Below are 12,175 nucleotides of genomic sequence, written 5' to 3'. Positions count from 1 at the left end.
ATTTTCATTGAGTATTAGTTGCTAGAGCAAGGCACTCGTAAAGCCTAGGTCACAGGTGAACATATGACTGAAGATTTGAAAAAATAGATATGTAGGAATAACCGTTAAGCCTTATTCTTAGCGGTTATTTATATTGTTTAATAGCGCTGATATTTCATCAATGATGTTTGACTTTGTGATTTTGGTAGTGGTTCAATTTGATTGCTACTATTTTTGATGGTATGAATGTGCTTATAATGTATCCCCGTTAAGTACGAAACTTTTGCATCATTTATTAACATGCGTTAAAAATAAAATTAACCAACCTTAATTTTTCTTGACTTAAATTTTTTAAATGATATACTATTTTTATGGAGAGCTAACAATTATATATAAATGTACTACTCTATTTCCTAGATAATACTTAGTAAAACTTTTTATAACAAAGGCTAGCAAAGTTAAAGTTTACTATCTATTGGAAGTTAAATAAATATGTAAGGAATTAAAATGAAAAAAAGTACAGTATTGTCATTAACCACAGCTGCAGTTATTTTAGCAGCATATGTCCCTAATGAGGTAGTTTTAGCAGATACATCTAGCTCTGAAGATGCTTTAACTATCTCTGATACAGAAAAAGTAGTAGTAGATAAGGAAGCAGAAAATAAAGAAAAACATGAAAATATTCATAATGCTATAGAAACTTCAAAAGATACTGAAGAGAAGAAAACAACGGTTATTGAGGAAAAAGAAGTTGTTAGTAAAGAATCTGTGATAGATAACAAAACTAGCAATGAAGAAGAAACAATCAAAGAAGATAAAGCGGACTCGTCTGCAAGTAAAGATCCAGAAAGTCCCAAAAAAGAGGATAAACTTGTCTATATTGCTGAATTTAAAGATAAAGAATCTGGAGAAAAAGCAATCAAGGAATTATCCAATCTTAAGGATACAAACGTTTTATATACCTATAATACGATTTTTAATGGTGTTTCAATAGAAACAACTCCAGATAATCTGGATAAAATTAAACTAATAGAAGGTATTTCATCGGTTGAACGGTCACAAAAAGTCCAGCCCATGATGAATCATGCCAGAAAGGAAATTGGAGTTGAGGAAGCTATCGATTACCTAAAGGCCATTAATGCTCAATTTGGTAAAAATTTTGATGGTAGAGGTATGGTTATTTCAAATATCGATACCGGTACAGATTATAGGCATAAGGCCATGAGAATCGACGATGATGCTAAAGACTCAATGAGATTTAAAAAAGAAGACTTAAAAGGTACTGATAAAAATTTCTGGTTGAGTGATAAGATTCCTCATGCTTTTAATTATTATAATGGTGGTAAAATAACTGTAGAAAAAGCTGATGATGGAAGTGATTATTTTGATCCACATGGGATGCATATTGCAGGGATTCTTGCGGGAAATGATACTGAACAAGATATCAAAAACTTTAACGGAATAGATGGAATTGCGCCTAATGCACAGATCTTCTCTTATAAAATGTACTCTGACGCAGGATCTGGGTTCGCAGGGGATGAAACAATGTTTCATGCTATTGAAGATTCGATCAAACACAACGTTGATGTTGTTTCTGTATCATCTGGTTTTACAGGAACAGGTCTTGTAGGTGAGAAATATTGGCAAGCTATTAGAGCATTAAGAAAAGCAGGCATTCCAATGGTTGTAGCTACGGGTAACTATGCGACTTCTGCTTCAAGCTCTTCATGGGATTTAGTGGCAAATAATCATCTGAAAATGACAGATACTGGAAATGTAACGCGAACTGCAGCACATGAAGATGCGATAGCGGTCGCTTCTGCTAAAAATCAGACAGTTGAGTTTGATAAAGTCAACATAGGTGGAGAAAATTTTAAATACAGAAATATAGGGGCCTTTTTCGATAAGAATAAAATCACAACAAATGAAGATGGTTCAAAAGCTCCTGATAAATTGAAATTTGTATATATAGGCAAGGGCCAAGACCAAGAGTTGATAGGTTTGAATCTTAAGGGCAAAATTGCAGTAATGGATAGAATTTATACAAAGGATTTAAAAAATGCTTTTAAAAAAGCTACGGATAAGGGCGCACGCGCCATTATGGTTGTAAATACTGTCAATTACTACAATAGAGATAATTGGACAGAGCTTCCAGCTATGGGATATGAAGCGGATGAAGCTACTAAAAGTCAAGTGTTTTCAATTTCAGGAGATGATGGTGTAAAGCTATGGAACATGATTAATCCTGATAAAAAAACTGAAGTCAAAAGAAATAATAAAGAAGATTTTAAAGATAAATTGGAGCAATACTATCCAATTGATATGGAAAGTTTTAATTCCAACAAACCGAATGTAGGTGACGAAAAAGAGATTGACTTTAAGTTTGCACCTGACACAGACAAAGAACTCTATAAAGAAGATATCATCGTTCCAGCAGGATCCACATCTTGGGGGCCAAGAGTAGATTTACTTTTAAAACCCGATGTTTCAGCACCTGGTAAAAACATTAAATCTACTCTCAATGTCATTAATGGGAAATCAACTTATGGCTATATGTCAGGAACTAGTATGGCAACTCCAATCGTAGCAGCTTCTACTGTTTTGATTAGACCGAAGTTAAAGGAAATGCTTGAAAGACCTGTATTGAAAAATCTTGAGGGAGATGACAAAATAGACCTTACAAGTCTTACAAAAATTGCTTTACAAAATACTGCGCGACCTATGATGGACGCAACGTCTTGGAAAGAAAAAAGCCAATACTTTGCATCACCTAGACAACAGGGAGCAGGGCTAATTAATGTTGCCAATGCTTTGAGAAATGAAGTTGTAGCGACTTTCAAAAACAAGGATTCTAAAGGTTTGGTAAACTCTTATGGTTCTATTTCTCTTAAAGAAATAAAAGGAGAAGAAAAATATTTTACAGTTAAGCTTCACAATACATCAGACAGACCTTTAACCTTTAAAGTTTCAGCATCAGCGATAACTACAGATTCTCTAACTGACAGATTAAAACTGGATGAAACATATAAAGATGAAAAATCTCCAGATGGTAAGCAAATTGTTCCAGAAATCCACCCAGAAAAAATCAAAGGAGCAAATATCACATTTGAGCATGATACTTTCACTATAGGCGCAAATTCTAGCTTTGATTTGAATGCGGTTATAAATGTTGGAGAGGCTAAAGACAAAAATAAATTTGTAGAATCATTTATTCATTTTGAGTCAGTGGAAGAAATGGAAGCTCTAAACTCTAACGGGAAGAAAATAAACTTCCAACCTTCTTTGTCGATGCCTCTAATGGGATTTGCTGGGAATTGGAACCACGAACCAATCCTTGATAAATGGGCTTGGGAAGAAGGATCAAAATCAAAAACAATGGAAGGTTATGATGATGATGGTAAACCGAAAATTCCTGGAACCTTGAACAAGGGTATTGGTGGAGAACATGGTATAGATAAATTTAATCCAGCAGCTATTATTCAAAACAGAAAAGATAAAAATATTACATCACTAGACCAAGACCCAGACTTATTTGCCTTTAACAACCAAGGTATTCATGCAGAATCCACTAGTGGATCTAATGTTGCTAGGGTATATCCACTTGACTCAAAGGGAGAACCACAAAGTGTTTCACTAGAAAGAGGATTAACACCTTCTCCACTTGTATTAAGAAGTGCAGAAGAAGGATTGATTTCAATAGTAAATATAAATAAAGAGGGAGAAAATCAAAGAGACTTAAAAGTCATTTCGAGAGAACACTTTATTAGAGGAATTTTAAATTCTAAAAGCAATGATGCAAAGGGAATCAAATCATCTAAACTAAAAGTTTGGGGTGACTTGAAGTGGGATGGACTCATCTATAATCCTAGAGGTAGAGAAGAAAATGCACCAGAAAGTAAGGATAATCAAGATCCTGCTACTAGGATAAGAGGTCAATTTGAACCGATTGCGGAAGGTCAATATTTCTATAAATTCAAATATAGATTAACCAAGGATTATCCATGGCAGGTTTCTTATATACCAGTAAAAATTGATAATACAGCTCCAAGAATTATTTCAATTGATTTTTCTAATCCAGATAAAATTAAATTGATTGCAAAAGATACCTACCACAAGGTAAAGGATGAGTACAAACACGAAACCTTGTTTGCTAGAGACCAAAAAGAACATCCTGAGAAATTTGAAGAAGTAGCCAACGAAGTATGGTATGCAGGTGCAGCTCTTGTCGATAAGTATGGAGATGTTGAGAAAAATCTTGATGTAACTTACGCCGGAGAGGGTGAAGGAAGAAATAGGAAACTTGACAAAGACGGAAATACCATCTACGAAATTAGCGGAGCAGGAAATTTAAGAGGAAAAATCATCGAAGTAATCGCCCTAGATGGCGCAAGCAACTTTACCAAAATCCATAGAATTAAATTTGCTGATAAGGCTGACAAAAATGGAATGATTTCTTATTACCTAGTAGATCCTGACAAAGATGCTTCTTCTTACAAAAAACTAGGGGAAATTTCTGAAGATAAACTTAAAAATGCCCAAAGTCCAGAAGCCTCAAATAACGTAGAAGAAAAGAAAGAGACTGTTGAAGAAAAACCTATAGAGGGACCTTCAACTCTAGAGTTAGACAAAGAAATCTCTACTGTAAGAAACTTTGAAAATAAAGACCTAAAGAAACTAATTAAAAAGAAATATAAGGAAGAAGAAGACTTTGTAAATGGCGGAAAAAGAAAAGTAGAGCTTGATTATCGATATGATACTAAGGGAAATATAACTGCCTATGTGGATGGAAGTGCTCTAGAATATGAGACTGAGAAACTTGATGATGTTAAATCAAAGCTTGGTGGTGTATTAAGCCCATCAAAGGATGGACATTTTGAAATTCTTGGAAAAGTAAGTAATGTATCCAAAAATGCTAAGGCTTACTATGGCAATGGCTTCAAATTAATAGAAATTAAGGCAAGTAAATACGACCCACAAACTAAAACTCTAACCTTTGACTTATTTGCAAATACAAATGATGTAGTCGATGGTCTATCCTTTACGGGTGATATGAATATCCTTGTAAAAGATAAGGGTAAAACAAAAGCTAAAACTAAAATTAGAATGCCTGAAAAAAATAGGGAAACTAAAACAGAATATCCCTATGCATCAAGTTATGGGAATGTAATAGAATTAGGAGAAGGTGATCTTTCAAAAAACAAACCAAACAATTTAACTGAAATGGAATCTGGTAAAATCTATTCTGATTCAGAAAAACAACAATATCTATTAAAGGATAATATCATTCTGAGAAAAGGCTATGCACTAAAAGTGACTACCTATAATCCTGGAAAAACGGATATGTTAGAAGGAAATGGAGTCTATAGCAATGAAGATATAGCAAAAATACAAAAGGCCAATCCTAATCTAAGAGTCCTTTCAGAAAAAATAATTTATGCTGATAGTAGAAATGTTAAAGATGGAAGAAGCACTCAATCAGTATTAATGTCGGCTTTGGATGGCTTTAACATTGTAAGATATCAAGTGTTTACCTTTAACATGAATGATAAAGGGGAGGCAATCGATAAAGATGGAAATCTTGTGACAGATTCCTCTAAACTTGTATTATTTGGTAAAGATAATAAAGAGTATCATGGGGAGGAATATTCTAATGTAGAAGCTATAAAAGAAGATGGCTCCATGTTATTTATTGATACCAAACCAGTAAACCTTTCAATGGATAAGAACTACTTTAATCCATCTAAATTTAATAAAATTTATGTACGAAATCCAGAGTTTTATTTAAGAGGTAAGATTTCTGATAAGGGTGGTTTTAACTGGGAATTGAGAGTTAATGAATCGGTTGTAGATAATTATTTAATCTACGGAGATTTACACATTGATAACACTAGAGATTTTAACGTTAAGCTTAATGTTAAAGACGGTGACATCATGGACTGGGGGATGAAAGATTATAAAGCAAACGGATTTCCAGATAAGGTAACAGATATGGATGGAAATGTTTATCTTCAAACTGGCTATAGCAATTTGAATGCGAAAGCGGTTGGAGTCCACTATCAATTTTTATATGATAATGTTAAACCAGAAGTAAACATTGATCCCAAGGGAAATACAAGTATCGAATATGCTGATGGAAAATCTGTAGTCTTTAACATCAATGATAAAAGAGATAATGGATTCAATGGTGAGATTCAAGACAAACATATTTATGTAAATGGAAAAGAATATAAATCATTTGATGATATTAAACAACTAACAGATAAGACACTAAATATTAAGATTCTTGTAAAAGATTTCGCAAGAAATACAACCGTAAAAGAATTCATTTTAAACAAAGATACGGGAGAGGTAAGAGAACTAAAACCTCATAGGGTAACTGTGACCATTCAAAATGGAAAAGAAATGAGTTCAACGATAGTGTCGGAAGAAGATTTCATTTTACCTGTCTATGAGGGTGAATTAGAAAAAGGATATCAATTTGATGGCTGGGAAATTTCTGGTTTCGAAGGGAAAAAAGACGTTGGCTATGTTCTTAATCTATCAAAAGATACCCTTATAAAACCTGTATTCAAGAAAATAGAGGAGAAAAAGGAGGAGGAAAATAAACCTACTTTTGATGTATCGAAAAAGAAAGATAAGGTACAAGCAAATCATAGTCAATTAGATGAAAATTACAAAAAGGAGGATTTACAAAGAGAACATCATTCACAAAAACCTGATTCAACTAAGGATGTCAAATCTACAGTTTCTGTACAAGTAAATTATAGTCAATTAGATGAAAGTCAAAGATCTGATTCAACTAAGGATGTTACAGCTCCAGTTCCTGATAAAAATGATAAAAACTTTGAAAATAAGAAGGAAGTTTATCTTAATGAACCAGAGAATATAGCTAATAAACATACCAATATCGATAGTAAATCGGATACTAACAATTCTGATAGATTGCCAAAAACCGGAACAGTTAGAGAAGGTTTTACACCATTCATTGCTGGAATAATGTTTACCTTAGGTGCATTTCTTGGATTAAAGAAAAAAGATCAAGATTAAGACAAAAGCTATAGAAAAATGGTTTGTGTACTGAGATAGTATGATGATGAAACAGTTTTGTAAAAATAGCTATTTATAACTTAATTATTTAGTTTACTTTACTATTGATACTCTTTTTTGGATCTATTAATAGACTTAGTTTCGATAACTAATGAATTGATTGAAAGGGTTAGTATTGACAATATTGGTCATATTGATTAGAAAATAGAGTCTATCAAAATTTAAAGGCTAATAGAGGTGATGAGACAATTTCAAGGAATTAAGTAGCGTTTGGTTGCTTAATTCCTTTTTATTTGGAAGGAAGTTTTTCACCTATTTCCTTATTTTACGGCTATTATTGAGCCACTTAGACCGGTATAGAGACCAGATAGGCAAAAGAACTTGTTCTTGAAACTGACCTCTGCTACAATGATTTTTGTAAGGGACGTGAGGGGGCAGTATTAGACAACTCAAGTTCCTAAAAAAGAAATGGGAGATAAAAATGAAAAAATTATTAGGGATTGTATTTTTAGTAGCAGCAGCGACAGTAGTGTATTTTGGTTCTGTTGGCTGGCCAAGTTTAGATGTCAACCTCTGGTCACTGATTCCGGTAGGCTTGTTCCTCTATTTCACTCTAGAGAATCTTTTGAAAAAAGACTACAAGGCTAGTCTGATGTGTTTAATTATTGCCTTTATCATCGCAAATGCAATTTTGGACCTGTTGCCAATTTCAAGTGGTTTGGTCATTGGAGCAGGTGTGCTGGCTTGTGTAGGTATTGGTTACCTCTTTCCTGATAAAGAAAATAGGAATTGATGAAAAAATAGATAAAGAAAAAAACACTTCAATCACTGTATTTCAGCTTGATTGAGGTGTTTTCGATTTAGTTTTTTATTTCTGAGCCATCAATTCAACAATCATCTCGATATACATGACAAGGGTTAATAAGAATCCTGCACGCCAGAAGAATTTGATGAATTTAGGATAGTAAAAGCTGCGTTTTTTCAAAAGGAAGAAAAAAACGAGAATAATGGCTAGAAGTGAGAGGGCTAGTCCCAGTCTAGGGAGGAAATTATGGGTAAAGGTTTTAGCTGTAATCAAGTAATACTCAAATACCAAGACTGGAAAAGCTAAATCCGCAAAGTTGAAGCCTATTTTTTTTAATCTAAACAGTTTGGTTATGATAATGCAGACTACTAAGGTCAGTATCAATAATAAAATAGATGCTAATTTCATTAAAATCATATCCATATTGTATCATAAAAAATCGCTAATGGAAACGAGAAACAGAGGAATTTATAGGAAAGTCAGGCTTTTGAGATTGTGGGTGTTTTTTGTTATAATGAAGGTTATGAAATCTTATAACACCTTGAATGATTATTATCGAAAACTCTTTGGAGAAAAGACTTTTAAAGTCCCTATTGATGCGGGGTTTGACTGTCCCAATCGTGATGGAACTGTGGCTCATGGAGGCTGTACTTTTTGTACGGTTTCAGGTTCTGGAGATGCTATTGTAGCACCGGATGCGCCTATCCGTGAGCAATTTTATAAGGAAATTGACTTTATGCATCGTAAATGGCCAGATGTTCAGAAGTATCTGGTTTATTTTCAAAATTTTACCAATACCCATGAAAAGGTGGAAGTCATCCGAAAGCGCTATGAGCAGGCTATCAATGAGCCAGGTGTAGTAGGAATCAATATCGGAACACGCCCAGACTGTCTGCCTGATGAGACCATCGACTACCTAGCTGACTTATCGGAGCGCATGCATGTGACGGTTGAATTGGGCTTGCAGACCACTTATGAGGCAACTTCTGACTTGATTAATCGTGCCCATACTTATGAATTGTATGTGGAAACGGTCAAACGACTTCGGAAATATCCTAAGATTGAGATTGTTTCTCATCTGATCAATGGCTTGCCTGGTGAAACCCATGAGATGATGATTGAAAATGTCCGCCGCTGTGTCACGGATAACGATATTCAAGGAATTAAACTGCACTTGCTTCACCTGATGACCAATACGCGAATGCAACGGGATTACCATGAGGGACGTTTACAACTGATGAGTCAGGACGAATATGTCAAGGTCATCTGTGATCAACTGGAAATCATTCCCAAACATATTGTCATCCATCGAATCACAGGAGATGCACCTAGGGATATGCTGATTGGACCTATGTGGAGCCTCAATAAATGGGAAGTTCTCAACAGCATTGAGATGGAGATGCGACGTCGTGGAAGCGTTCAAGGATGCAAGGCTGTAAAACAGGAGTTTGAAAATGAAAAGACCACTTGAGATGGCACATGATTTTTTGGCTGAGGTAGTAACTCAGGACGATATCGTAGTGGATGCGACTATGGGAAATGGTCATGACACGCTTTTTTTAGCCAAGCTAGCCAAGAAAGTCTATGCCTTTGATATTCAGGAGCAAGCCTTGGAAAAGACGCAAGAGCGTTTGAACCAAGCTGGAATGACAAATGTCCAGTTAATCTTGCAAGGTCATGAAACACTGGACCAGTTTGTGACAGAAGCCAAGGCAGGGATTTTTAATCTGGGCTATTTGCCATCAGCTGATAAGTCTGTCATCACCCGACCTCAGACAACGATTGAAGCCTTAGAAAAGCTGTGTCATTTACTTGTCAAAGGTGGACGAATTGCCATTATGATCTATTATGGTCATGATGGAGGCGACCTCGAGAGGGATGCTGTCTTGGATTTTGTTAGCCAGTTGAACCAACAGGAGTATACAGCTGCCATTTACCGAACTTTAAACCAAGTCAACAACCCACCATTTTTAGTAATGATTGAAAAATTAGAGAGATATAGACATGGATAAACAATACCTACGTGAAAAGCTGGATGCCATGCGCCAGAATTTTGTTGAGTCAACCCACCACGAACGAGCGGTGGGCGTGCTAGATCAAGCGCATATGAGCAAAAAAATGCTTAAAATCAAGAAAAAATTAGTTGCTCTTGAGATGGAACGGTGTCAGAGAAAAATTGAGCACAAAGACTGTTCCAAGATTGACCAAAAAATCAAAGAGCAGAAGGAGATATTTGAATCCTGTTGTAAAAAAGACTAAGGAGGTCGTGCGTGGAATTACTGATTTACCTCATCCTATTTTTACTGGTCTTGATTGTCTCGAGTACAACCAATAAGCTCCTGCCCTTTTTGCCTCTCCCTTTGGTGCAGATTCTTTTGGGAATTGTGATTGGTCTCTTTTTACCCAATACTGACTTTCATCTCAATACCGAGTTGTTTTTGGCCCTGGTTATCGGGCCCTTGCTTTTTCGAGAGTCGGAAGAAGCGGACATTACAGCTATTTTAAAACACTGGCGAATCATTGTTTATCTCATATTTCCAGTGATTTTTATCTCAACCCTGAGTTTGGGTGGCTTGGCCCATCTTCTTTGGCTCAGTCTTCCCTTGGCGGCTTGCTTGGCTGTTGGGGCAGCACTTGGCCCTACGGATTTGGTGGCCTTTGCCTCTCTTTCGGAGCGGTTTAGCTTTCCTAAGCGCGTGTCCAATATTCTTAAGGGTGAAGGACTCTTGAATGATGCTTCTGGTTTGGTGGCTTTTCAGGTAGCTTTGACAGCTTGGACAACTGGAGCCTTTTCCCTTGGACAAGCGGGTAGTTCGCTCATCTTTTCAATTCTAGGCGGTTTTTTAATTGGCTTTTTAACAGCCATGACCAATCGTTTCCTCCATACCTTCTTATTAAGTGTGCGCGCAACGGATATTGCCAGTGAGCTTTTATTAGAATTGAGTTTGCCTCTAGTGACCTTCTTTCTGGCAGAAGAAGTCCATGTTTCAGGGATTATTGCCGTCGTAGTTGCTGGGATTTTAAAGGCAAGCCGTTTTAAGAAAATTACGCTCCTCGAAGCCCAAGTGGATACGGTTACCGAGACGGTCTGGCACACAGTCAACTTTATGCTCAACGGTTCTGTCTTTGTGATTTTAGGGATGGAGTTGGAAATGATAGCAGAGCCTATCTTGACCAATCCAATCTATAATCCTCTACTCTTGCTGCTATCTCTTATAGCCCTTACCTTTGTCCTCTTTGCCATTCGTTTTGTCATGATCTATGGCTATTATGCCTATAGGACTAGACGTCTCAAGAAAAAGCTAAATAAGTATATGAAGGATATGCTTCTCTTGACTTTTTCAGGTGTTAAGGGAACGGTGTCGATTGCTACGATTCTTCTGATACCAAGTAATCTAGAGCAGGAATATCCAATCTTACTTTTCCTTGTCGCAGGTGTGACGCTTGTCAGCTTTTTAACCGGTCTCTTGGTTTTGCCTCATCTTTCGGATGAAGAGGAAGAAAGCAAGAATTATCTCATGCATATCGCCATTTTGAATGAAGTAACGCTAGAGTTGGAAAAAGAGTTGGAAGGCACTAGAAATAAACTTCCCCTCTATGCGGCTATTGACAATTATCATGGACGTATTGAAAATCTCATTTTAAGCCAAGAAAACCAGGATGATCAAGAAGACTGGGCTGCCTTGAAACTCTTGATTCTTAGTATTGAAAGTGATGGATTGGAACAGGCCTATGAAGAGGGGAACATTAGCAATCGTGCTTACCGAGTTTACCAACGTTATCTGAAAAATATAGAACGAGGAATCAATCGTAAGTTTGCGTCACGATTGACCTATTATTTCCTTGTTTCCTTGCGGATTTTACGTTTTCTCCTGCATGAAGTTTTTACTCTCGGAAAGACCTTCCGTAGCTGGAAGGACAAGGAGCAAAGCCGTCTCCGTGCTCTTGATTATGACCAAATAGCAGAGCTCTATCTTGCCAATACAGAGATGATTATTGAAAGTTTGGAAAACCTGAAGGGAGTCTATAGACGCTCTTTGATTAGTTTTATGCAGGAGTCTCGTCTTCGTGAAACAGCTATTATCAGCAGTGGTGCCTTTGTCGAACGGGTTATCAATCGCGTCAAGCCCAACAATATCGATGAAATGCTGAGAGGATATTATCTGGAGCGCAAGTTGATTTTCGAATACGAAGAAAAACGATTGATTACGACCAAGTATGCCAAGAAGTTACGACAAAATGTCAATAACTTAGAGAACTATTCCTTGAAGGAAGCTGCCAATACCCTGCCTTATGATATGGTGGAATTGGTAAGAAGAAATTAGTTAATACTCTTCGAAAATC

At 36.2% G+C, this 12,175-nt stretch carries 7 protein-coding genes; 6 read left to right on the top strand and 1 reads right to left on the bottom strand.

All coding sequences use genetic code 11. The features are described from left to right. The first annotated feature begins 486 nt into the window (after positions 1-486). Both HT698_RS08895 and HT698_RS08890 read left to right on the top strand, forming a co-directional pair. A complete protein-coding gene (locus tag HT698_RS08895; RefSeq protein ID WP_173217747.1) occupies positions 487-7,026 on the top strand; it encodes a S8 family serine peptidase in 6,540 nt (2,179 codons plus the stop codon). 481 nt (positions 7,027-7,507) lie between these two features. Continuing rightward, positions 7,508-7,819, top strand: coding sequence for a hypothetical protein (locus tag HT698_RS08890; protein WP_173217745.1), 312 nt, complete (start codon positions 7,508-7,510; stop codon positions 7,817-7,819). A gap of 75 nt (positions 7,820-7,894) precedes the next feature. Here HT698_RS08890 and HT698_RS08885 read toward each other — a convergent pair whose 3' ends face one another. Further along, a complete protein-coding gene (locus tag HT698_RS08885; protein WP_173217743.1) occupies positions 7,895-8,254 on the bottom strand; it encodes a DUF3397 family protein in 360 nt (119 codons plus the stop codon). A gap of 91 nt (positions 8,255-8,345) precedes the next feature. Between HT698_RS08885 and HT698_RS08880 the strand changes: the two genes are divergently transcribed. Genes HT698_RS08880 through HT698_RS08865 form a run of 4 tightly spaced genes read left to right on the top strand, consistent with a single transcriptional unit; the run spans position 8,346 to position 12,156 of the window. Beyond that, the gene (locus HT698_RS08880) at positions 8,346-9,302 is read left to right on the top strand and encodes a TIGR01212 family radical SAM protein (RefSeq protein ID WP_173217741.1); all 957 of its coding nucleotides are present in this window, start codon (positions 8,346-8,348) and stop codon (positions 9,300-9,302) included. Beyond that, positions 9,286-9,843 carry a class I SAM-dependent methyltransferase gene (locus HT698_RS08875; protein ID WP_173217739.1) on the top strand — a complete coding sequence of 186 codons (558 nt, stop codon included), beginning with the start codon at positions 9,286-9,288 and terminating at the stop codon, positions 9,841-9,843. The genes HT698_RS08880 and HT698_RS08875 overlap by 17 nt, the downstream gene beginning before the upstream one ends. Beyond that, positions 9,836-10,090 carry a hypothetical protein gene (locus tag HT698_RS08870; protein ID WP_000361085.1) on the top strand — a complete coding sequence of 85 codons (255 nt, stop codon included), beginning with the start codon at positions 9,836-9,838 and terminating at the stop codon, positions 10,088-10,090. The genes HT698_RS08875 and HT698_RS08870 overlap by 8 nt, the downstream gene beginning before the upstream one ends. Positions 10,091-10,101: 11 nt before the next feature. Continuing rightward, positions 10,102-12,156, top strand: a complete 2,055-nt coding sequence (locus HT698_RS08865) for a cation:proton antiporter (RefSeq protein ID WP_173217737.1) — start codon at positions 10,102-10,104, stop codon at positions 12,154-12,156. The last annotated feature ends 19 nt before the right edge of the window (positions 12,157-12,175 follow it).

Origin of the sequence: Streptococcus sp. 3109 (genome assembly GCF_013276905.1) — a bacterium.
Classification (GTDB): Bacteria; Bacillota; Bacilli; order Lactobacillales; family Streptococcaceae; genus Streptococcus.
Note: the sequence above shows the minus strand (reverse complement) of the source record. Positions and strands in the feature narration are given on the sequence as shown.